Origin of the sequence: Natronorubrum tibetense GA33, from assembly GCF_000383975.1 — an archaeon.
Classification (GTDB): Archaea; Halobacteriota; Halobacteria; order Halobacteriales; family Natrialbaceae; genus Natronorubrum; species Natronorubrum tibetense.
On sequence record NZ_KB913017.1, the window covers coordinates 1 to 20,789 of the forward strand.

General features: G+C 62.0%; 21 protein-coding genes, 1 tRNA gene and 2 rRNA genes. 14 read left to right on the top strand and 10 right to left on the bottom strand.

The annotated features are described in order from the left end of the window. From NATTI_RS26755 to NATTI_RS0100015, 4 genes are all read right to left on the bottom strand, one after another. A 23S ribosomal RNA gene (locus NATTI_RS26755) occupies positions 1-445 on the bottom strand; the annotation flags it as partial. Between the two features lie 225 nt (positions 446-670). Continuing rightward, positions 671-742, bottom strand: a tRNA-Ala gene (locus NATTI_RS0100005). A 152-nt stretch (positions 743-894) separates the two neighbouring features. Continuing rightward, positions 895-2,368: ribosomal RNA gene (locus NATTI_RS0100010) — 16S ribosomal RNA — on the bottom strand. 679 nt (positions 2,369-3,047) lie between these two features. Beyond that, positions 3,048-3,674 carry a metal-dependent hydrolase gene (locus tag NATTI_RS0100015; protein WP_006091362.1) on the bottom strand — a complete coding sequence of 209 codons (627 nt, stop codon included), beginning with the start codon at positions 3,672-3,674 and terminating at the stop codon, positions 3,048-3,050. Between the two features lie 297 nt (positions 3,675-3,971). Here NATTI_RS0100015 and NATTI_RS0100020 point away from each other — a divergent pair, with 297 nt between their 5' ends. The 4 genes from NATTI_RS0100020 (at position 3,972) to NATTI_RS0100035 (ending at position 6,370) form a co-directional block, all read left to right on the top strand. Continuing rightward, positions 3,972-4,193, top strand: a complete 222-nt coding sequence (locus tag NATTI_RS0100020) for a hypothetical protein (RefSeq protein ID WP_006091363.1) — start codon at positions 3,972-3,974, stop codon at positions 4,191-4,193. 75 nt (positions 4,194-4,268) lie between these two features. Beyond that, positions 4,269-5,561: a histidinol dehydrogenase gene (gene hisD, locus NATTI_RS0100025; RefSeq protein ID WP_019991509.1), complete on the top strand. Its 1,293-nt coding sequence runs from the start codon at positions 4,269-4,271 to the stop codon at positions 5,559-5,561. An 80-nt stretch (positions 5,562-5,641) separates the two neighbouring features. Next, positions 5,642-5,884 (top strand): hypothetical protein, encoded by a 243-nt coding sequence (locus NATTI_RS0100030; RefSeq protein ID WP_049806257.1) that lies wholly within the window; start codon positions 5,642-5,644, stop codon positions 5,882-5,884. A gap of 111 nt (positions 5,885-5,995) precedes the next feature. Continuing rightward, positions 5,996-6,370: a HesB/IscA family protein gene (locus tag NATTI_RS0100035; RefSeq protein WP_006091366.1), complete on the top strand. Its 375-nt coding sequence runs from the start codon at positions 5,996-5,998 to the stop codon at positions 6,368-6,370. A 261-nt stretch (positions 6,371-6,631) separates the two neighbouring features. On the opposite strand, the gene NATTI_RS0100040 is transcribed toward NATTI_RS0100035, so the two are convergent. Continuing rightward, entirely contained in the window at positions 6,632-6,832 is a 201-nt protein-coding gene (locus tag NATTI_RS0100040; RefSeq protein ID WP_006091367.1) for a dodecin, read from the bottom strand. A gap of 209 nt (positions 6,833-7,041) precedes the next feature. On the opposite strand from NATTI_RS0100040, the gene NATTI_RS0100045 reads away from it, so the two are divergent. Then, on the top strand, positions 7,042-8,241 hold the full coding sequence (locus NATTI_RS0100045) for a pyridoxal-phosphate-dependent aminotransferase family protein (RefSeq protein ID WP_006091368.1): 1,200 nt from the start codon (positions 7,042-7,044) through the stop codon (positions 8,239-8,241). 30 nt (positions 8,242-8,271) lie between these two features. On the opposite strand, the gene NATTI_RS0100050 is transcribed toward NATTI_RS0100045, so the two are convergent. Beyond that, on the bottom strand, positions 8,272-8,577 hold the full coding sequence (locus NATTI_RS0100050; RefSeq protein WP_006091369.1) for a DUF7116 family protein: 306 nt from the start codon (positions 8,575-8,577) through the stop codon (positions 8,272-8,274). Between the two features lie 275 nt (positions 8,578-8,852). Then, entirely contained in the window at positions 8,853-9,092 is a 240-nt protein-coding gene (locus NATTI_RS0100055) for a DUF5816 domain-containing protein (protein WP_006091370.1), read from the bottom strand. Between the two features lie 189 nt (positions 9,093-9,281). On the opposite strand from NATTI_RS0100055, the gene NATTI_RS0100060 reads away from it, so the two are divergent. Next, on the top strand, positions 9,282-9,692 hold the full coding sequence (locus tag NATTI_RS0100060; protein ID WP_006091371.1) for a universal stress protein: 411 nt from the start codon (positions 9,282-9,284) through the stop codon (positions 9,690-9,692). 17 nt (positions 9,693-9,709) lie between these two features. Here the strand turns inward: NATTI_RS0100060 and NATTI_RS0100065 are convergent, their stop codons facing one another. Both NATTI_RS0100065 and NATTI_RS0100070 read right to left on the bottom strand, forming a co-directional pair. Continuing rightward, entirely contained in the window at positions 9,710-10,153 is a 444-nt protein-coding gene (locus NATTI_RS0100065) for a universal stress protein (protein ID WP_006091372.1), read from the bottom strand. A 130-nt stretch (positions 10,154-10,283) separates the two neighbouring features. Then, the gene (locus NATTI_RS0100070) at positions 10,284-11,294 is read right to left on the bottom strand and encodes a mechanosensitive ion channel family protein (RefSeq protein WP_006091373.1); all 1,011 of its coding nucleotides are present in this window, start codon (positions 11,292-11,294) and stop codon (positions 10,284-10,286) included. Between the two features lie 156 nt (positions 11,295-11,450). On the opposite strand from NATTI_RS0100070, the gene trmB reads away from it, so the two are divergent. From trmB to NATTI_RS0100110, 8 genes are all read left to right on the top strand, one after another. Beyond that, the gene (gene trmB / locus NATTI_RS0100075; RefSeq protein ID WP_006091374.1) at positions 11,451-12,518 is read left to right on the top strand and encodes an HTH-type sugar sensing transcriptional regulator TrmB; all 1,068 of its coding nucleotides are present in this window, start codon (positions 11,451-11,453) and stop codon (positions 12,516-12,518) included. A gap of 397 nt (positions 12,519-12,915) precedes the next feature. Beyond that, positions 12,916-14,388, top strand: coding sequence for an extracellular solute-binding protein (locus NATTI_RS0100080; RefSeq protein ID WP_006091375.1), 1,473 nt, complete (start codon positions 12,916-12,918; stop codon positions 14,386-14,388). After that, positions 14,378-15,409: a carbohydrate ABC transporter permease gene (locus NATTI_RS0100085; RefSeq protein ID WP_006091376.1), complete on the top strand. Its 1,032-nt coding sequence runs from the start codon at positions 14,378-14,380 to the stop codon at positions 15,407-15,409. The genes NATTI_RS0100080 and NATTI_RS0100085 overlap by 11 nt, the downstream gene beginning before the upstream one ends. Next, positions 15,409-16,497 carry a carbohydrate ABC transporter permease gene (locus NATTI_RS0100090; RefSeq protein ID WP_006091377.1) on the top strand — a complete coding sequence of 363 codons (1,089 nt, stop codon included), beginning with the start codon at positions 15,409-15,411 and terminating at the stop codon, positions 16,495-16,497. Before NATTI_RS0100085 ends, NATTI_RS0100090 begins: the two co-directional genes overlap by 1 nt. A gap of 2 nt (positions 16,498-16,499) precedes the next feature. Next, positions 16,500-17,687, top strand: a complete 1,188-nt coding sequence (locus NATTI_RS0100095) for an ABC transporter ATP-binding protein (protein WP_006091378.1) — start codon at positions 16,500-16,502, stop codon at positions 17,685-17,687. 166 nt (positions 17,688-17,853) lie between these two features. Continuing rightward, positions 17,854-18,921 carry a Gfo/Idh/MocA family protein gene (locus NATTI_RS0100100; RefSeq protein ID WP_006091379.1) on the top strand — a complete coding sequence of 356 codons (1,068 nt, stop codon included), beginning with the start codon at positions 17,854-17,856 and terminating at the stop codon, positions 18,919-18,921. A gap of 89 nt (positions 18,922-19,010) precedes the next feature. After that, positions 19,011-19,328: a carboxypeptidase-like regulatory domain-containing protein gene (locus tag NATTI_RS0100105; RefSeq protein ID WP_006091380.1), complete on the top strand. Its 318-nt coding sequence runs from the start codon at positions 19,011-19,013 to the stop codon at positions 19,326-19,328. A gap of 86 nt (positions 19,329-19,414) precedes the next feature. After that, positions 19,415-20,383: a sugar phosphate isomerase/epimerase family protein gene (locus tag NATTI_RS0100110; protein ID WP_019991512.1), complete on the top strand. Its 969-nt coding sequence runs from the start codon at positions 19,415-19,417 to the stop codon at positions 20,381-20,383. Between the two features lie 15 nt (positions 20,384-20,398). Here NATTI_RS0100110 and NATTI_RS0100115 read toward each other — a convergent pair whose 3' ends face one another. Further along, the gene (locus NATTI_RS0100115; protein WP_006091383.1) at positions 20,399-20,722 is read right to left on the bottom strand and encodes a HalOD1 output domain-containing protein; all 324 of its coding nucleotides are present in this window, start codon (positions 20,720-20,722) and stop codon (positions 20,399-20,401) included. Positions 20,723-20,789: the final 67 nt, after the last annotated feature.

The following is a 20,789-nucleotide window of genomic DNA, read 5'->3' on the forward strand; positions in this document are numbered from 1 at the left end:
GAGTGTTTAGTCTTTGCAGTCGATGCCTGCAATATTCACGAGGGATATCCAACCCCCGATACTCTGGAGCTGACTCGTCTCCTACTGATCTACACTACGGGACTGTCACCCTGTTTCGTGCTCTATTCCAAGAGACTTCCTGCAGATGGTCAGAGAGTGATCGTCAGTCCGAACACCACATTGCCCGTAAGGGCTTCGGTTTGGACTTCATCGCGTTCATTCGCCATTACTAACGACATCACATTCGTTTTCTTTTCCTGTCGATACTAAGATGTTTCAATTCTCGACGTTCCCCATTGCGCGAAGCAATTGCGGTGGGGATTCCCATTCGGAAATCCTGAGTTCTTAGCCTCCGTGCGGCTCCCTCAGGCTTATCGCAGCTTGGCACGTCCTTCTTCAGCTCTCAAGCCGAGCGATCCACCAGCTGGCACAGTAGCCACGTTCATCGGATCTGAATTGCAACGGAAGTTGTAATTCAAGAGTGACCCGGGAACGGGTCCAGTGGACGCCTGGACTACACGTACACACGGTCTCATCTGCACGCCGTAGACGCGGCATGCATTAACCCTTCCCAGCCACGTTTACACGGGCTGGTGCATCGGTTTTCGTTCGGATTAGATCAGAATCGCTTGCCCCACTTAAGGGGCACGATTCGATCGCCTCCGAGTGATGGACCCACAGGGATTCGAACCCTGGGCATCCTCCTTGCAAAGGAGGCACTCTACCACTGAGCTATGGGCCCACGTCCACACAAAGTGGACACGAGACGAAAGCGTTAGCCTTGGTAGTTCTAAGGTGCCCGATCGGCCAACGGTTGGGTCGATCGAACGTGGAGTGTGTGGCGTAAAACGCCACACGAAAGGTGGGTCAGGCCATCGGCCTGATCCCGGTCTGTGGAGGTGATCCAGCCGCAGATTCCCCTACGGCTACCTTGTTACGACTTAAGCCCCCTTGCGAAGCCCAGATTCGACCTGGGAATCCAGGCCTCATCCGGACCTCACTCGGGTGCTTTGACGGGCGGTGTGTGCAAGGAGCAGGGACGTATTCACCGCGCCCTTCTGAGGCGCGATTACTACCGAATCCAGCTTCATGAGGGCGAGTTTCAGCCCTCAATCCGAACTACGACCACGTTTCGGAGATTAGCGTCCCCTCTCGGGGTTGCATCCCACTGTCGTGGCCATTGTAGCCCGCGTGTCGCCCAGCACATTCGGGGCATACTGACCTACCGTTGCCCGTTCCTTCCTCCAGTTTGGCACTGGCAGTCCTCTTAATGTACCCAGCCACCACAAGGGTGCTGCTGGCAATTAAGGGTGCGGGTCTCGCTCGTTGCCTGACTTAACAGGACGCCTCACGGTACGAGCTGACGGCGGCCATGCACCTCCTCTCAATGGCTCAGGTAAGCTCATCACACTGACCGTCACTGCACATTGTCGATGCTGGTGAGATGTCCGGCGTTGAGTCCAATTAAACCGCAGGCTCCTCCGGTTGTAGTGCTCCCCCGCCAATTCCTTTAAGTTTCATCCTTGCGGACGTACTTCCCAGGCGGTCTGCTTCTCGGCTTCCCTACGACACACCACAGGCTCGTAGCCTGTGGCACATCTAGCAGACATCGTTTACAGCTCGGACTACCCGGGTATCTAATCCGGTTCGTGACCCGAGCTTTCGTCCCTCACCGTCGGATCCGTCCTCCAGAGGCGCTTTCGCCACCGGTGGTCCGTCCAGGATTACGGGATTTCACTCCTACCCCAGACGTACCCCTCTGGTCTTCCGGTCCCAAGCCACACAGTTTCCACCGGACGCCTGCTCGTTAGGCGAGCAGATTTCCCGATAGACTTGCGCGGCCAGCTACGGACGCTTTAGGCCCAATAATAGCGGTCATCACTCGTGCTGCCGGTATTACCGCGGCGGCTGGCACCGGTCTTGCCCAGCACTTATTCCACCACCACCTTACGGTGGTGAAAAGCGAGGACTATATGCCCTCGCACTCGGAGTCCCCTTATCGCACTGGCGTGCAGTGTAAAGGTTTCGCGCCTGCTGCGCCCCGTAGGGCCCGGTATCTTGTCTCAGATACCGTCTCCGGGCTCTTGCTCTCACAACCCGTACCGATTATCGGCACGGTGGGCCGTTACCCCACCGTCTACCTAATCGGCCGCAGCCACATCCTATGGCGCCGGAGCGTTTCGGATTCTCTGCAGTTCCAGCGGGAGAATCGTATCCAAGATTAGCCTCAGTTTCCCGAGGTTGTCTTGGTCCATAGGGTAGTTTGGCCACGTGTTACTGAGCTATCTGCTACGAGTCTAAACTCGTACAACTAGCATGGCTAAATCGGACTCCAATAGCAATGACCTCCGGCAGGATCAACCGGAATGCTATATTACTCCCGACCTTGTGGTCGGGAGGGTTCATTTGGCGGTGAATGTAAATTCTTGTACACACTCACACATAAATGGGTCCACGTTCGGCGACCTCAGACCGACGACCGGTCGAGCGTCACCGAACTACCAAGGCTAACATCAGATCCCTTCTGTACGGCGGACCGCAGGGGAAGGATCCTCATTTCCTTCGGATCTATTCGTAGGCCATCCGGGGTACATAACCCCTTCGGACTGCGAGTGATCCAAGACGACGGGACGAATCCAACGCCCCGTCGAACACATACTATCCGAATTCCCTCGTACACTTAAGGGCATCGGATCGAAACCACCGCCGGAAATCGCATCCGGAGGGAGGTTTTGCGTACCATACAGTAGGTGTCCCGATTATATAAGGACAGCGTACTGTTACGCCGGTTCGTCGGCGTCAGTAGCGCTCGATCCGAGTACCCGTACGGAAGCGTGTCGATTCGACCGACGAACTCCGACGAGAGACGGATAGTGTACCTACCTCCGCGCCGGAATACGGCCGGAGGGAACGCAGCGAGATTCGCCGCGTCGTTCGCATTACATTCGAAGTCCGGGTTCGTACATAAGGCCGTCGTCTCGAGTGCCGTTTGTCCCACGTTACTCCGTCTCGCTATTTGCTCAAGGCGGGAGATCTGAATCCACCGGCTACGGCCGTTCCGAGGCCCGATCAGACGACTGATCGATTCCGGCGAGACCGAAGAGAAGTCGCTTGCAGCCGAGCAGTAGTTCCCGAAGGACGGGCGCACCATCGTAGAGCCAGAGGAGGAACGCGAAGCCGGCCATCCCGACCTGTATCCAGAGGTACGTCGAGAGATCGCCCGCGATGAGATCACTCGAGTATCGGTTGAACAGCAGGAAGAACTGATCGACGAACCCCTGCTCGTGTCCCTCTGCGCTGACCGTCTCGACCGGCCAGAGCATGATCGCAGGCTGGTAGACGCCTTCACGAATGTAGGCGTCGAACACGTCGGAGGGCAAGTGCACCAGGTAGCCGAGACCGAACGCGATACCAGTGCGTGGTCGTCCTGCCGAGCGAGCGATGAGACCGACAAGGATCGACAGCGGAACGGCGAAGAAAATCGAGTGACCGATCGCGTAGCCGGCGTCGAAGACGCCGTACTCCCACGCCAGGGGCTTGTCGATGATATCCGGAAGGACGGACGCGAACACGACCGCGAACGCCTCGAGTCCACCGGGCGAGTCACGATAGATCACGTGACAGAACAGCGAATAAACGAGATAGCCGACGATCGCGTGTTCCCATGGCCACATACTCCGGACGTGCGGTGGGCGGTGAATAGTTATGCAGCGCTTGTCGCCGATCCTGCTGCGTGATAGTCCGAGATGTGGATCGGTCTCGTGTACCAGACGCGGAGTCCAATTCGGCGAGTGGTTCGGGCAGCGATAACACACGACGTAGTAAAGCGGAAACGGTTCGGAGCGGTAGCAGTCGGTTACCCCTCGTTGCCACCGTCGTAATACGAGTGTTACGTCAGTCTCGGACCGGACAGGCCGTTTCGAACGAGCCACGACCGATACGATTTAGCGGCGAGCGTCGAATACGCAGATATGGATCGAGAAGGGTTCGTCAAACTCTCAGTCATCGGGATCGGACTCGTGGTGTTGAGTTTCTTCGTGCGCGGATTCAGTCAGCTCGCCCTGGGTCGAGATGTCGCGGAGATGTTACAAGCACCCTTTGCAGTCGCCGGCTTCTGTATCGTGGTCTATCTATTCATCAGGGCAACGCTCGACTTCGCGGGTATCTGGGAAGTCGAGAACGGTGAGGCGTAACGCCGATCGTTTGGGAGCCATCGTCGAGGCCAACGGAAGGAAACCGTTTTTCGCACACCGAACGAACGCGAGGGTATGACAGTACCCGTGCGGGCACTCCCCGACCTCGGACCGGCCGACCGAGCCGCCTTCTTCGATCGGGACGCCGGTATCGAGGCGGTCAGCGGAGACGTACAGGAGATCGTCGACCGCGTTCGCGAGGAGGGTGACGTCGCCGTCCGCGAGTTCACGAGCGAGTTCGACGGCGTCGAACTCGGGAACATCGATATCACGGACACGTGCGAGCGCGCGTACGATGATCTCGAGGACGAGCTCCGCGAAGCGATCGAAACGGCCGCGGCGAACGTCAAGGAGTTCCACGAGGCACAACGCCCCGAAGACTGGCGCGACGAGTTCGGCCCCGGCCGAGAACTCGGCCGCCGGTTTCGTCCAATCGATCGCGTCGGCGTCTACGTCCCCGGCGGCTCGGCCGCCTACCCCTCGAGTGCGATCATGGGGATCGTGCCGGCGGTAGTCGCGGGCGTCGATCACGTCTCGGTCGTGACGCCGCCAGCCGACGAGATGAACCCGGCCACGCTGGGGGCGATCCACGCTGCGGGTGCCGACGCGGTCTACAGCGTCGGCGGCGCACAGGCGATCGCCGGACTCGCCTACGGAACCGAGACGATCACGCGCGTCCGGAAGATCGTCGGTCCCGGAAACAAGTGGGTCACGGCGGCGAAGGCCGCTGTTCGAGGCGATGTCGAGATCGACTTCCTCGCGGGACCGAGCGAGGTCGTCGTCGTCGCAGACGAGACCGCGGACCCGGAACTCGTCGCGAGCGAACTGCTCGCACAGGCCGAACACGACCCGAACGCGTCGGTCGTCGCCGTCACGGCGGATGACGACACTGCCGAGGCGATCGCCACGGCCGTCGACGAACAGGGTACCGCGCGCGAGCGCGAAGATGTCATACGTGACGCACTCGAGAACGACGCGAGCGGCGTGCTCCTGGCGCGATCGATGAGCGAGGCGATCCTCTTTACAGAGGAGTACGCGCCGGAGCACCTCGCGATCATCGCCGAGGACGACGAGTCGCTCCTCGAGCGGATCGACAGCGCGGGCAGTGTCTTCCTCGGACCAAATACGCCGGTCGCGGCGGGCGATTACGCCAGCGGAACGAACCACGTCCTCCCGACCAACGGCGGCGCACGCGTCACCGGTGGGCTCTCGGTCGAAACCTTCCTGCGATCGACGACGGTTCAGCGACTCTCCGGAGAGGGACTAGCCGACATCGGCAAGACGGTTACGACGCTCGCGGACGCCGAGGGACTCGAGGCCCACGCGGCGAGCGTCCGGCGGCGACTCGAAAAGCGAGACGAAACGTAGCTCAGTCCCGTCGTGAGAGCGGATACTCACGGGATCTATAACCTAGCTTTACGGTACTCGACGTAGAAGGGCGTGTCGTAATGCCACGGCGTGAGCGTGAGAGTGAGCCAGTGGTCGACCCGACCGATAGGCGCATCCTCGAGCGGAACTACGATTACGCACAGAAAAACGTGCGACTGCTCTCGATGTGGTACGAGTGCGAGCCGAAACGGATGCTCAAACTGCTCGCGGAGTACGATATCGAACTGTCACGAAACGACAAACGACAGTTCGGGACGTACTATCAGTCGGTACAGCGGCACGTAAACGCCTACGGCGAGTAGCGACGTGACGGATGCTGTCCGATGGATCGTGAGCGTAAGGTGTGGGATCGGTGAGTGACTGGGGTGGTCGATGGCGTCACAGTTAACACCGTCGCGACAGAAGGGATACGCATGAGCACGGACAGCATGGATGGTGGCGACACGGAGACGCGCCCGCAGATCGAAGTAACCGAGGAGGCGGCCGAGCAGGCGCTCGACTTGCTCGAGAGCGAAGGACTCGACGCGACCGAAGCGGGGCTTCGGCTCTTCGTCCAACAGGGTGGCTGTGCGGGACTCTCGTACGGGATGCGCTTCGACGACGCCCCGGACGGCGACGATACGATCTACAACCGCCACGACCTGCGCGTCTTCGTCGACCCGGCCAGCCTGAAGTACATCGAAGGCAGCATCCTCGACTTCGAGAGTGGGCTACAGGCGGAAGGGTTCCACGTGGAAAACCCGAACGTCGTCAGCGAGTGTGGCTGTGGCGAATCGTTCCGGACGTAACGTCGGCTCTTGCCACCGTTCGCCGTCCGTCGATTCTTTCCCAGACCAGCTTCATAGCGGCGCGTTCAGCTCGAAAAACGCTAAACGTCTACGAACGCGAGTGGAATCGCCTCGAGTCGAGAGGCGGTACTCGAGCCGATTCAGAAACCGATTCTCTACTCGAGCAGCCGAAGAGTTACTCAGACGGTTTGCTGTGAGCCATTTCCGGCGGGACCGCAGGACGGATCGCGGCCCCACCGGTACATCGTTACAGCAACCCGTTCAGTCCTCGAGCTGGAACGCGACGGTGACTTCCGCTTGATACTCTCGGTCGTCGGCGCTCGCGACTTCGACTCCCAGTTCGTCGACTTCGATCCAGTGGACGTTCTCGAGGGTCGCCTCGGCGCGGTCGATCGCGTCGTCGGCCGCGGCGTCGAAACTCTCCGAACTCGTTCCGATCAGGGTAATCTTCTTGAAGACCATTGCCCGTATGGGTACGGTCCGTGTCCTCTTCAATGTATGGCTAGTGACACCAATTCACACTGGTTTTGATACGAGCGGCGACAGCGGTACGATCGGTCAGTGCCGGCCCGTAGATCGGGAGCACGGCCGGATCCGACCGCGTTGCGGAAGCTGTCGGCAACCGAAGAGGTGCGTGAACGTTTTTGAGGGTTCCGGCCACACACTCCCCCATGGCAGATGCAGACGGTTCGATCGACGTGTCGGAGATCGGTGAACTGACGCCGCCAGATCGGACGCTGATGGGACCCGGACCGAGCGACGTCAACCCTCGAGTGCTGCGGGCGATGTCCACACCGCTCGTGGGCCACCTCGACCCGTCGTTCGTCGAGATCATGAACGAGGTCCAGGAGTTGCTGCGCTATACGTTCCGGACCGACAACCAGTGGACGATTCCCGTCTCGGGAACCGGCTCCGCTGCGATGGAGGCCGCGATCGGAAACGTGGTCGAACCGGGCGACACCATGCTCGTCCCAACGAACGGCTACTTCGGCGGCCGTATGGCCTCGATGGCCCGCCGCGCCGGTGGCGAGGTCGTCGAGGTTGACGCCCCGTGGGGCGAACCGCTCGAGCCGGCCAACGTCTCCGATGCTCTCGCCGACCACGATCCCGACGTGTTCGGCTTCGTCCATGCGGAGACCAGCACGGGAGTGCTCCAGCCCGACGTCCCCGAACTCACGGCGGCGGCCCACGACCACGACGCCCTCGTCATCGCCGACACCGTGACCTCGATCGGCGGGGTCGAGTTGCGCGTCGACGAGTGGGACATCGACGTCGCCTACGCCGGCCCACAGAAGTGTCTCTCCTGTCCGCCGGGTGCGAGCCCGCTGACGCTCTCGGACGCCGCGATGGAGAAGGTCCTCTCGCGGGAAGAAGAGTCCCGTTCGTGGTATCTCGACCTCTCCCTGCTCGAGGGCTACTGGGGTGACGATCGATCCTACCACCACACCGCGCCGATCACGAACGTCTACGCGCTTCGAGAGGCGCTCCGTCTCGTAGCCGAAGAAGGAATCGAGGCCCGCTGGGACCGCCACGAGCGACTCGCGGGTGCGCTGAAAGCCGGTATGGAAGGGATGGGCCTCGAGATGAACGCTCCCGACGCGTACTGGCTCCCGAGTCTGAACGCCGTCCGCGTTCCCGACGGGATCGACGACGGCGAGGTCTGTGCCGAACTGCTCGAGCGCTACGATCTCGAGGTCGCGAGCGGCCTGGGCGATCTGGACGGCGAGATCTTCCGGATCGGCTGTATGGGCTACTCCGCGCGTCCGGAGAACGTCATTTACGTCGTGACGGCGCTGGGTGACGTCCTCGAATCGATGGGTGCGGACGTCGATCCCGGTGCCGGCGTGTCGGCGACTCGAGACGCGCTATAAAAAGAACTGAACGGAACGCTTTTTCGCTCGTTACGCCGACACTCGTGGTCCTGGCGGGGCTCGTTCGACCTGATAGTCGTCCCCGTCGACGACGATGATAGCCCACTCGTAGTCCGGATCCACGCTGTTGAGCTTGGTCTCGATTTCGTCGGCGTCCTCCGGCTGGGCGACGAAACAGTGGAACTGTCCCGGTTGGGACGGGAGCTCTCCTGTCTCGAGGACGGTGTTTACCTGAACGGCCTTCCACTCGCGTTCGGCGCGGAACGTCGGGCCGTTGCCTTCGACGGTGTACCCAAGCTCTGCGAAGATCGACCTGGCCTGCTCGACGAGTCGCATGTTAACAGGACCCATTCATAGCTACGTACGAGGGCATCCGTCATAAATGTTGGTGCGTCACAAGAAGTTGCCCGTTCATCCAAACTAACTGGATTTATTTCGCGACGAGACGATACAATCGACCAGTGTATCAGTGTATTAGTGGACGTAAATAGGCTGTTACTGGCGATACACACTGGTTTGCCGGCGCGAGAGAGGAACGCGACAAATTGCACGAAACGGAGGGGTGAATCAGCGGATTTCGGTGCGGGCGTCGTGGTCGGTATCAGACGCCGTTATTCGTGGGCGGCATCCCATTCGGTCGGCTTCCGGAAGTTCCCACACTGGTTGCACTTGATACGGCCCATCGAATCCATCGCGTTGTCGAAGCTCTCGCAGTTCGTACAGAACCAGCCGTACCGGCTGTCGGCGTCTCGAGACTCGTACGCGATGAGAAACGGTCCCTTCGATCCCCTGTCGCCGTCCGTCTCCGACACGTAGACGGTCGCTCCGTCGTCGGTGGACAGTGTTTGCATACACGCGTGTATCCGCGCACGTGATAAATGATTGTCTGTCCCGTCCCAGCGTCCCCGGACCGTCTGTGCCGTCGTGGCGGCCGCGAGAACTATCCGCGCGACCGATCTCGGCCAGTATATGACATGTGTTCACAATAGTGACTATCCTAACTGAAAGGTTTACCCGGCAGGGAGTCGTTCGTTCGGATAATGTCGCTGGTCGTGGTTCCCGTTCGGTATCCGTTGTCAAAGCACTCTCGTCGAACGCTCGAGCGCGCGATCGAGGTCGCGCGCGAGCGTGACGCGTCGTTGACGGTCTTGCACGTTGATCTCTACCAGAACGGGAAGAAAGTGACGCGAATCGACCTGAAAACCGCCGTCGAGAACGTGTTCGGACGGCTCGAGAACGTTCGATACGTCGTTCGGACCGGCTTTCTCGTCGAGGAGAGCATCCTCGACGAAGTCGCGGCGGAAGGTGCCGACGCCGTCGTCATCGGCAGTCAGCAGGCGAGCCGGTTACGCCGGATCTTCCGTCGGTTTACCGACAACCCGAACATCGACCAGTACCTCCGGACCCACCTCGAGTGTGAAGTCATCACGGTCGAGAGCGCGACGGCCTGACCGCGAGGTCGAATCGCTTACGACGTTCTCCCGGCGTCACGCACCACGAACACCGGAACCGAGGCGTTGTCGACTACCCGCTCCGAGACGCTCCCCAGCGAGGTGACTTTTTCGCGGGCGCTCTTTCCGCGGGTTCCGATCACGATCAGATCGATGCCGTGCTCGTCCGCGTACTCGAGGATCGTTTTCGACGGCGTCCCTTTCCTGACGTCGGCTTCGGTCTCGAGACCGTGCTCCGACGCCTGCCCCGTGACGGCGGCGACGGCGTCCCGGCCCTCCTCCTCGAGCGATCGCTCGAGATCGGGACTCGTCTCGTCGGTTGCGGCGGCGGTAATCCGACTGTCGACGACGTACAGGCCGTGGACCGTCGCGTCGTTGTCCGCAGCGATTGGCAATCCGTGAGCCAGCGTCTCGTCGATCGTCTCGCTCCCGTCCGTCGGAATGAGGATATCGTCGTACATCTGTTCCTGTCCGTAGGCTTGGCGAGGAGTTCAAATAAAGGGTGCCCACGATCTCGGACAGTGGGAGGACGGCGTCGAACCGGCGAGAGCGCTGCGACCGAGTCAGGGGTGAGGCAAGCGCATGCAATCGTTACTGTTCGGTCTCGTCTCCGCCGTCAGCTTCCGTCGCTTCCCCGGGTTGGTCCGCCGGTTCAGCGGCTGACTCCAGCCAGTCGGAGTCGGGACCATCGACGGCCAAGCGACCGATACCGCTGTGTTCGTCGAAGACGTGGTGTCGATGCGGGTACGCGAACTCGACGTCCATATCGGCGAATCGCTCGAAAACTGCGGCCTGCACGTCCGACTGCGCGACGCGCTGTTTGTAGGGATGTTGGACCCAGAACCGCAGATCGAGTGTGATACCGTCGTCGGCGTACTCCTCGATCGTACAGAGCGGCGCGGCCCCGTACCGCGCGCTCCCGATTCGGATGTCCGGACCGCCGGAGATGACGGTGTCGACGGAGCGGGCGGCCCGTTCGGCCTGCCGCCGTGCGGCCTTGAGGTCGCTGTCGTACGTGATATCGAACGTGACGCCGATTCGGGTGCGCTCGTCCTCCGCGGAGTAGTTGATTACGTCGCGTTCGTGAATTTCGGAGTTCGGGATAACGATGAACGTGTTCTGGAGGGTGAAGATCTTCGTGTAGCGGATTGTGATATCCTCGACGAAGCCCTTGTGGCCCTCGTCGGTGACCTCGATCATGTCGCCGATCTCGTAGGGCCGGTCGGCGAGCACGAAGAAGCCGTTGACCAGACTCCCCACGAGCGGGGCGAGGACGACCGCGATCACGGCCGAGATGACGGTCACGGAGAGGAGAATCTGCGTGTCGCCGACGCCGAGGATGGTGGCAGCGATAACCGCCGCGACGAGCAAGACGGATATTCTGACGCCGCGCAGGACGGTCCGCGTAACGCTGGGACGTTCGATCCGACGAGCGATGGTCCGCCCGGCGACGCGGACGACGAGTTTCGAGAGGTACCAGCCGACGACCAACACGAACGTGGCGAGGACGAACTGGACGACGAGACCGGGAGGGTCGTACGGGAGGACACTCTGGACCTCCTCAGTCGCCGTACTCTCGTTCATCTGCAGTACCCCGCGCATGGCAACACACTCAGTCGCGGAGTGGTTAAGGGTTCTGACCTTCACACACGGCGTGAGAGACGGTCGCTCGCCGTACCAGAACACAACCCGATTTCGAAAATAGGTGCTACTCAAAGTATAATAAATCATTTAGTCGTCGGGAGCGTACGGACGGCTATGGCACCAGACGAACTTCGCTCGACCGTCGAGCAGGTCGGCGATCGGTTCAATCTCGGCGAGTACGAGATCGACGCCTATCTGACCGTCCTCGAGCAGGGACAACTCACGGCCAGCGAGATTGCCGACCGAACCGATATTCCACAGCCCCGCGTCTACGACACCGTGCGCAGTTTGAGCGACCGCGGGCTGGTCGAACTGCGCGAGTCGCGCCCGATGAAGGTCGTCGCGATCGATCCCGACGAGGCCTTCGAGAACGTCCAGAACTCCTTAGCGGAGATGATCGCCGAACTCGAGGCCCGCTACACGGCCCCCGCTCGCGACACGGAGGCCGTCTCCCTCGTGAAATCGCGATCGACGATCCTGCGCTATCTCGAGGAGGTCATCGCCGACGCCGACTACGAACTCTCCCTCTCGCTGACGCCGGACCTGTTGACGCGGTTCGAGGACGATCTGAAGGGTGCCGTCGACGAGGGTGTCAGCGTCGACCTGATCGTCACACCGGGGCATGAGGCGCCAGATCCGAACGAGTTCGACTACCTCGAGATCGCGACGACGGCCCGGGCACGCCGCGGGATCACGACCCCGGTCGTCGCCGTCGCGGACGGCAACTACTCGATGTACGCGACCCAGGACGCGCTGCGTGACGATCAGGACCGGTACGGCGTCATCTTCAACCGCTCGGCGCTCGGCTTCCTGGTCTCGGGCTTTTTCGGCACCGTCCTCTGGACGACCGCCGAACAGACCCTCGGCGAGGACGGGAGCGAACGACGTTACCCCCGAAAGTACGCCTCGATTCGCCGTTGCGTCAAGGACGTCATCGACGAGGGCGGCGAGTTCTACGCGACGATCGAGGGGCGGGACGTCGAAGTCGGCGGCCCGCGCGTCGTCCGCGGACGGATCCTCGACGTCTCGTTCGAGGTCAGCGAGGAAGTCGCGGCACTCACGCTGGAGACCGAGTCGGGCGAAACGGTTACCGTCGGTGGCCGCGTCGCCGCCTTAGAGGACGTCGAGGCCCACGAGATCCACATCGGCCGCAACGAACCGCCCACGATCGACGACGAGTGACCGACCGCGGTCGATCGTGCCGACGCTGGCCGCGATAGCTATGGTCGCAAGAGGTGTCGGACAGGTGCCAGTAATAGCGAGGTAGCAGGGGTTTCGGTAGCTACCGGCAGTGTACAATCGGTGAATACTGAATTCTCGAGAATATGGGTGAGGGTATCCGAACCGAGTAGCGACGGCGAACGCGGTTGCTACGGCTGGTGTGGCGTCCGACACTCGTCGAAATCACCGATGGCCAATTGGTGGACCGTCGACGCCGACGGAACGTCGAATCGAGAATCGTGAGATTTCAGTGTCAATAACAAGGCCGACGTAACCGAAACGATATCGCGACTCTCAGTTTTTATTACACCATTTATTGCCAATATATAAGTCCGATAACGTGGATGGATCACTGGTCATGGGACGCGATACCGCCGGTCGATCAGATCGTTCCCGTCTGAGACGTCGGTCGTTTCTGAAGGCCGCGTCAGCGACGAGTGCGACCGGGGCGGTCGCCATCGCCGGGTGCCTCGGTGGGGCTCGCGAACCGGGGACCGTAGTGATGACCGCTGCCACGGACGTGGAGGGGATCATGTACAGTGACGGAGATGAACCCTCGGTCCAGCAGGCCCTCTGGGATGCCGGACTGGACGAGGACATTCGTGTCGAGATTCAGACGGTCGTCAGCGACTCCGACCAGCGGATGCAGGGAGCCCAGTCCGCGCTGCAGGCGGGTCGTGCCCCGCCCGACATCCACATGATGGACAGCGGCTGGACGATTCCGTTCATCCTTCGGGAACAGACGACCAATCTGGACGAACACCTCTCGGACGACGTCATAGAACGGGTCGAGAACGAGTATCTTCAAGCCATCGTCGAGACGGCCCGACATCCGGAGACGGACGAACTACACGCACTCCCGATGTTTCCCGACCTCGGGTTTATGTTGTATCGACAGGACCTCATCGAGGACGCCGGTCACGATACCGGCGACTGGGCCGACGAACCCCCCTCGTGGGAGGAGTTCTCGACGGCCGTCAGCGACGCGATGACCGAAGGCGACGTCGACTACGGCTTCACGACGCAAGCGGACGCATACGAGGGACTGTCCTGCTGTTCGTTCAACGAGGTGATGACCTCCTGGGGAGGCGCGTACTTCGGCGGCGCTGACAACCTGTTCGTCGCCGGCGATCGGCCGATCACCGTCGACGACGACCACGTGGTGGACGCGATCCGGATGATGCGAACGTTCATCGACGAGGACGATCCGAACGCCATAGAGGAGTACGACGAGATCTGTCCGTCCGCAATCGTCCAGTGGTCCGAACAGGAGTCGCTCGGTCCCTTCCAGGGCGGCAACGCGGTCGCCCACCGGAACTGGACGTTCGCGATGGCCGAAACCGGGTCCGAGGAGGCGTTCGGCGAGGATCTCGGGGTTACGACGATGCCGTACGCGGTCTCGGCAGACGACGCCGAGTTCGACGGTGTCGGCGGGACGACCTCTGCACTCGGCGGCTGGAACCTCGTTCTGAGTCCGTACACGGATCGCCGCGAGGAGGCCGTGCAGGTCCTCGAGGCCTTTACCGACGAGGGGGTAATGCTGACGATCCTGGAACTCGCCGGTTTCCTGCCGCCGATCACCGAACTGGTGACGGAGGCCGACGAGGACGAGATCGGACCGATGGCCCGGTACACGGAACAGATCGAACGGGCCAGCGAGACCGCGATTCCGCGCCCGGTCACCGACGTCTGGCCCGAGCAGTCGGCACTGATCTATCAGGAAGTGAACGCGGCGTTCCGCGGCGCGAAAGCGCCCGACGAGGCGATGGGAGACCTCGCGGAACGTCTCGAGGGCAGCGAACGGGAGGTGGCAGCACAGAATGGCGACTGATACCGACGCCATCACCGGCGGCGAGAGACCGACCGACCGGGATCGGTCCGGAAACGCCGTCATCAACTGGATGGAAAGCCTGAGCGAGGCGGCCTACGCCTACCTGCTGTTGCTTCCGGCCTTTGCCCTCCTGACGCTGATCGCGTTCTACCCGCTCATCTCGACGTTCATCACGTCGCTGCGCGAGGATCGGACGCGAGGGGCGGAACCGCTCGGCGGCTTCGTCGGCATCGACAACTACGTCGACATCCTCACCGGGAACGCGCGACTCGCGAGGCAGTTCCTCGACGTGACGGTGTCGGGATCGTTCCCGTTTCTCGAGTTGGGGACGCCGTTCCTCCAGCAGGCGCTGTTCGTCACCATCGCCTTTGCGGTCATCAGCGTCCTCTTCGAGACCATCATCGGCTTCGGGCAGGCCTACGTCTTAGACCAGGAGTTCCGCGGCCGGCGCTGGGTTCGGGTCGCGATCATCCTGCCCTGGGCCGTGCCCATCGTTATCCAGGGGATGATCTTCTTCCTGATGTTCCAGCCCGAGGTCGGCTTCGGCAGCGACCTCATGCAGTGGCTCGGGGTCTTCGGGGCGAACCCGCTCGCGGACAGTCAGGACGCGTTCATCATCATCCTCGTGGCCGACATCTGGAAATCCTCGGCGTTCATGGCGCTGTTGATCCTGGCCGGACTCCAGAGCGTTGATAGAAGCCTGTACGACGTCGCCCGGGTCGCCGGGGCGTCGCCGTGGCAGCGGTTCAAGATGATCACGCTCCCGCTCGTGATGCCGGCCCTGCTGGTTGCGATGTTGTTCCGGACGATGGACGCGATGCGCGTCTACGGACTGATCGAATCGACAGCCGGCTGTACCACCGTGCCGTCGCTAACCTGTCTCGTCGTCGAGGCGATGTTCGGCGGGACTCGCATCTACGCGACCGCGGCCGCCGTCGCGTTCGCGACCGCGCTGGTCATCGGCCTGATCATCTCGCTGTACGTGGTGTTCTTCCGCGACACCGAGGGAGGACTGTACTGATGACTGACACTCGAGATAGCTCACAGTCGGACGACACTGACGGACGAGAGCACCAAACGAAAACAACCGATTCGCGGGCCGAGCGGTTCCGAACTTCGTCGGCGCTCCGACCCGACGGCGGTCGCGAGACGACGAGCGAAAGCGATCGGGGGGCCATCTTCGAGGGTAGCCAAGACGTGGAACTCGATCGCGGTCCCTTCCAGCAGTGGGCCGCGAACTCGATCGAAAACCCCGAGCGCGTCTACAGAGGGATGTTCTACGTCGCGGCGATCTTCTTCCTCTTTACGACGCTGTTCCCGTTCTACTGGCTGCTCATGGTCGCGTTGACGCCGGAAGGCCAGTTACAGGACATCATCTTCACGCCGAACGGGTTCAACCCCGGTGCCTTCATCGAGGTGTTCCAGACGATCCCGTTCCACTGGTACGTCTTCAATAGCTTCGTCATCGCGACGGCCTCGACGATCCTCGTCCTGATCGTCGGAAGCCTCGCGGGCTACGCCTTCGGGCGACTCGAGTTCCCGGGCAAGACACCCCTGCTACTGCTCGTGCTGGTCATTTCCTTTTTCCCGCCAGCCGCGTTCTTCATCCCGCTGAACGACCTGTTCAACACCAGCTTCTTTATGCTCGAGCCGATCACCGGCGACGGCACCCTCTACAACACGCCGGGGGCGATGGTGTTGCCGCTGTCAGCCATCTTCATGCCGCTCGCGATATTTATTCTGACGACGTTCTACGCCCAAATTCCCGACGGACTCGAGGACGCGGCCCGCGTCGAGGGGACGACTCGACTGGGGGCGCTGTTCCGGGTCATCATCCCGCTGTCGGCACCCGGCGTCGCGACCGCGGGCGTGTTGACCTTCATCGCGGTCTACAACGAGTTCTTCTTCTCGTTCCTGATGACCGACGGCCAGCCAGAGAACTGGGCCCCGATCCTCGAGGGCATTCTCGCCTATCAGGGCCAGTACGAAGTGATGTACCACCTCATGGCGGCTGCGAGTATCATCGGGGTCATTCCCGTCGCGATCCTCGTGGTCGTCGCCCAGGAAAAGATCGTCAGCGGACTCACCGCAGGAGCACTCAAGGAATAACAATGGCACGAGTACGACTCGAAAACATCACGAAACGGTACGGAGAGGAAACGGCAGTCGACGGGATCAGCCTCGAGGTCGAAGACGGCGAATTCGTCACCTTCGTCGGGCCCTCGGGCTGTGGCAAGTCGACGACCATGGAGACGGTTGCCGGACTCACCCAGCCCAGTGAGGGCGACGTGTACATCGGCGACGACAAGGTCACGAAGCTCGCGCCGAAGGACCGGGGCGTCGCGATGGTCTTCCAGAACATCGCGCTGTTTCCCCACATGGACGTCTACGAGAACATCTCCTTTGGGCTGCGGCTCCGGAAGTACGACGACGAGGAGGTCCGGCGTCGCGTCGAGCAGGCCGCCGACATCGTCCAGCTCGAGGGGATGTTAGACCGAATGCCGGCGGAGATGTCCGGCGGGCAACAACAGCGCGTCGGGATCGCCCGCGCGATCGTTCGGAACCCGGACGTGTTCCTGATGGACGAACCGCTCGCCAATCTGGACGCGAAGCTCAGAGTGCACATGCGGACGGAGCTCCAGCGGCTCCACCGGGAGCTCAACGCGACGATCATCTACGTCACGCACGACCAGGCCGAAGCGATGACGATGTCGAACCGAATCGCCGTCCTCAACGACGGCAAACTCCAGCAGATCGCCCCGCCGCTGGTCTGTTACAACGAGCCGACGAACCTCTTCGTCGCGGGCTTTATCGGCTCACCGTCGATGAACTTCGCGGAGGGCCAACTCGACGAAAACGGAGTCCAGACGCCGAACTTCCACATCGAACTGGATCCCGCGACAGTTCCGAACGCGTCGGTCGGCGACGCGGTTACCCTCGGCGTGCGACCGGAAGATGTCCACCTCTCGGCGTACGCCGACTCGTTGAGCCAGCCGACGGCGTCGATCGACGCCCGAAGCGACGTCCTCGAGCCGATGGGCGACGAGGTGTTCGTCTATCTGTTGCTCGCGGAGGACGCGGAGCGAACGATGGACGAGGACCCGGCGTCGTCGTCGGGCCAGTTGCTGATGAGCGTCACGCCCGACACCGATATCGAGGCGGAACAGGACGTCAACGTCGTCCTCGATCGATCGAAGATTCACCTCTTCGACACGGAGACCGGCGACGCGCTCACACACGACATCACCGATCAGTCCGAACGGGAGCCCGGTACGGCCGCGACGGAGGCGGATAGCTAATTACCGTCGTTACGATCTCTCGAGGCGGACGTTCTCTTTCGGAGTCATTGGCTCGCACTGAGCGTCGTTTGGCGATGGAACGAAGGGGAACCAGCCCTCAATTCGATATAGCGGCATTACCTGTATCAGTACGAGAACGAACGACGACTGTGGTGACTGGACGCAAATGAAACCGAATCGAAACGACATCAGAACGGGTATCGTGGGGCTGGGGAACATCGGCCAGTACCACGCGGAGCGACTCGTCGACCACGGCGTCTCGCTCGTTGGGGGCATGGACGTCGCGGCAGAGGCGCGCTCGCGGTTCGCCCGTCGGTACGACGTCGATGTCTACGAAGACCATCACGAACTGTACGACACCATCGACGCCGTGATCATCACGACGCCGAACAAGTACCACGAGGAGTACGCCGTCGACGCCTTCGACCGCGACCTCCACGTCCTCCTCGAGAAACCGCTCGCTCACTCCTTCGAGAGCGCGACGCGGATCGCGGACGCCGCAAGCGACTCTGGCGGCCACTGCATGGTCGGCTTCAACAATCGGTTCGCTAACACGGTGCAGATCGTTCGCAACCGGATCGAACAGGGCGATCTGGGCGAGGTTTCCCACATCGAGGCGAACTACGTCCGGCGCCGCGGGATTCCGGGCCGAGGGTCCTGGTTCACCCGGCGACAGATCGCCGGCGGTGGCGCACTCATCGATTTGGGCGTCCACGCGATCGACCTCGCGCTCTTCTTGCTCGACTACCCCGATGTCAACGAGGTCAACGGCGTCGCCCGCGGGGAGTTCGGCTCGAGCGACGACTACGCCTACCTCGAGATGTGGGGCGAGGACGCCGGCCCGGCCGGATTCGATGTCGACGACTCGGCCAGCGCGTTCATGCGGTGCAAGGAGGATCGAACGATCTCGCTCGAGGTCGCGTGGGCGACGAACCGCCCACCCACCCACGAGTTCGTCGTCCGCGGCACGAAATCTGCCGCACGGTTCGATCTTCTCGAGGGCGATCTCACGTTTCACTCCGCGAGCAAGACCGGTCCCGACCACCTCGAGGATACGTCCATCGAGACGCGCGAGATCGACACCCACTCGCGGGAACAGGAGGTCTTTTTTGACCGTATCGAGCGCGACGCCCCGGACGATCGGAGCGTCGAGCAGGCACTCGCCGTCCAGCAGATTATTGACGCGATCTATCGCTCGAGCGACGAGGGACACACGATCACCGTCGGCGAGTAGTATCGTCTCTTTTCGGGCGCGTTCGGCCGGTTCGAGCGGCACTCGCTTGCAAGTACACGCTTTTCAGCGTCCCCGTGGTACCCACCCACATGAGAGTCGAACGGCCGCTCGTGCTCGAACTCAGCCGTCACGAGGTACCGGTAGGGCGACCGATCGCCGTTCGCGTCCGTGACAGCGGGAATCGGCCGATCGAGGGGGCGGTTATCGAAGCGGGCTCGAAACGCGAACGAACCGACGCTCGGGGCCGATGCGAGATCACGTTCCACTCGCCCGGCTTCTGGAAGCTAGTCGCGAGGAAGTCCTCGACCGAGCGCGTCTCGTACGAACCGGCGGTCTCGCTCGTGCGAGCGATGCCGCGGTCGTCGACGGGCCGGCGGCCACGACGGTCCGGTCCCCCGCGGCTGTAGCTCGACGCGAGACTCGAGTCGCGAGGACGAGCACGGCTGCTCGCCGGCCCTCGTTTTATTTCACCGCCCGTTGACCGTCGGTCCGTATGGATATCGGCGTTCACACCCCACCGTTGGCCGACGAATCGCTCGAGGGCGCGCTCTCGTATCTTTCCGAGATCGGCGTCGACGCGATCGAACCCGGCGTCGGCGGCCACCCCGGAGAGGATCATCTCCCGCGCGAGAAGCACCTCGACGACGACGGTGCCCAACAGGAGGTCAAGAACCTGCTCGAGGAGTACGATATGCGAATCAGCGCCCTCGCAACCCACAACAACCCGTTGCATCCGGACGACGAGCGGGCCGCGGCGGCCGACACCGAACTTCTCGAGGCGATCGAGTTGGCCGCCCAGCTTGACATCGGCGTCGTCACCTGTTTCTCCGGACTCCCAGCCGGCGGACCGAACGACGAGGTTCCAAACTGGATCACGGCCCCCTGGCCGCCCGAACACGACGAGGCGCTGGCCTACCAGTGGGAGCGAGCCACCGACTACTGGGGCGAGATCGAGGCGTACGCCGACGAGTACGGCGTCGATATCGCCATCGAGATGCACCCGAACATGCTGGTCTACGAACCCCACGGAATGGCCCGGCTGCGCGAGGAGACCGGCGACCGCATTGGGGCGAACTTCGATCCCTCACATCTCTACTGGCAGGGGATCACGATCAGCGACGCGATCCGGTATCTCGGCGAGCGCGACGCGATTCATCATTTCCACGCCAAAGATACCAAGATCTACGAGGCCCAGGCCCGCGAGAAAGGTGTTCTCGACACGACGGCCTACGACGACGAGCCGAACCGCTCGTGGCTCTTCCGCTCGGTCGGCTACGGTCACGGCGAATCCCACTGGAAGGATATCGTCTCGACGCTCCGGATGGTCGGCTACGACGGCGCGCTGAGCATCGAACACGAGGACTCCCTGACGAGTTCCCGCGAGGGCCTCGAGAAAGCCGTCGATCTCCTCGAGCGAGCGATCTTCGAGACGGAACCGGGCGAGGCCTACTGGGCGGAGTGATCGAGACGGGAACGGTCAGCCCTCGAACGACCGGCCAAACGAAATGTCCGTCTCGCCGGTGACCGAGCGCTCGGTAACGTCGACGTGCCCGTCGCCGTAAACGGCGACCTCGTACCCCTCGTACTCGAACGTGACGCACGCGTTGGAACGGGCCCCTGACGGCGTCAGAAACAGCCTGTCCAGTGCCGCCGGATCGACGACAGTGTACAGCGGTTCGTACGCCGGTGGCTCGACATCGGTCACGTCGACTCCTTCTCGGGCGGCGACCGCCTCGATCACCGCCTGAGTCGGTACCGCGGCGCGCTCGGGCGGCGACGACGGATCGGATGCGGAGGACATACGCGTAGCATCCTCGCTCGAGCGGATAAGGGTAGTGTCGAACGTAGCTACGTGAAAAAGGCGTTCG

Coding starts and splice junctions, on each gene's coding strand:
- NATTI_RS0100015 (WP_006091362.1), bottom strand. CDS start 3,674: ATGTGGCCATGGGAACACGCGATCGTCGGCTATCTCGTTTATTCGCTG.
- NATTI_RS0100020 (WP_006091363.1), top strand. CDS start 3,972: ATGGATCGAGAAGGGTTCGTCAAACTCTCAGTCATCGGGATCGGACTC.
- hisD (WP_019991509.1), top strand. CDS start 4,269: ATGACAGTACCCGTGCGGGCACTCCCCGACCTCGGACCGGCCGACCGA.
- NATTI_RS0100030 (WP_049806257.1), top strand. CDS start 5,642: ATGCCACGGCGTGAGCGTGAGAGTGAGCCAGTGGTCGACCCGACCGAT.
- NATTI_RS0100035 (WP_006091366.1), top strand. CDS start 5,996: ATGAGCACGGACAGCATGGATGGTGGCGACACGGAGACGCGCCCGCAG.
- NATTI_RS0100040 (WP_006091367.1), bottom strand. CDS start 6,832: ATGGTCTTCAAGAAGATTACCCTGATCGGAACGAGTTCGGAGAGTTTC.
- NATTI_RS0100045 (WP_006091368.1), top strand. CDS start 7,042: ATGGCAGATGCAGACGGTTCGATCGACGTGTCGGAGATCGGTGAACTG.
- NATTI_RS0100050 (WP_006091369.1), bottom strand. CDS start 8,577: ATGCGACTCGTCGAGCAGGCCAGGTCGATCTTCGCAGAGCTTGGGTAC.
- NATTI_RS0100055 (WP_006091370.1), bottom strand. CDS start 9,092: ATGCAAACACTGTCCACCGACGACGGAGCGACCGTCTACGTGTCGGAG.
- NATTI_RS0100060 (WP_006091371.1), top strand. CDS start 9,282: ATGTCGCTGGTCGTGGTTCCCGTTCGGTATCCGTTGTCAAAGCACTCT.
- NATTI_RS0100065 (WP_006091372.1), bottom strand. CDS start 10,153: ATGTACGACGATATCCTCATTCCGACGGACGGGAGCGAGACGATCGAC.
- NATTI_RS0100070 (WP_006091373.1), bottom strand. CDS start 11,294: ATGCGCGGGGTACTGCAGATGAACGAGAGTACGGCGACTGAGGAGGTC.
- trmB (WP_006091374.1), top strand. CDS start 11,451: ATGGCACCAGACGAACTTCGCTCGACCGTCGAGCAGGTCGGCGATCGG.
- NATTI_RS0100080 (WP_006091375.1), top strand. CDS start 12,916: ATGGGACGCGATACCGCCGGTCGATCAGATCGTTCCCGTCTGAGACGT.
- NATTI_RS0100085 (WP_006091376.1), top strand. CDS start 14,378: ATGGCGACTGATACCGACGCCATCACCGGCGGCGAGAGACCGACCGAC.
- NATTI_RS0100090 (WP_006091377.1), top strand. CDS start 15,409: ATGACTGACACTCGAGATAGCTCACAGTCGGACGACACTGACGGACGA.
- NATTI_RS0100095 (WP_006091378.1), top strand. CDS start 16,500: ATGGCACGAGTACGACTCGAAAACATCACGAAACGGTACGGAGAGGAA.
- NATTI_RS0100100 (WP_006091379.1), top strand. CDS start 17,854: ATGAAACCGAATCGAAACGACATCAGAACGGGTATCGTGGGGCTGGGG.
- NATTI_RS0100105 (WP_006091380.1), top strand. CDS start 19,011: ATGAGAGTCGAACGGCCGCTCGTGCTCGAACTCAGCCGTCACGAGGTA.
- NATTI_RS0100110 (WP_019991512.1), top strand. CDS start 19,415: ATGGATATCGGCGTTCACACCCCACCGTTGGCCGACGAATCGCTCGAG.
- NATTI_RS0100115 (WP_006091383.1), bottom strand. CDS start 20,722: ATGTCCTCCGCATCCGATCCGTCGTCGCCGCCCGAGCGCGCCGCGGTA.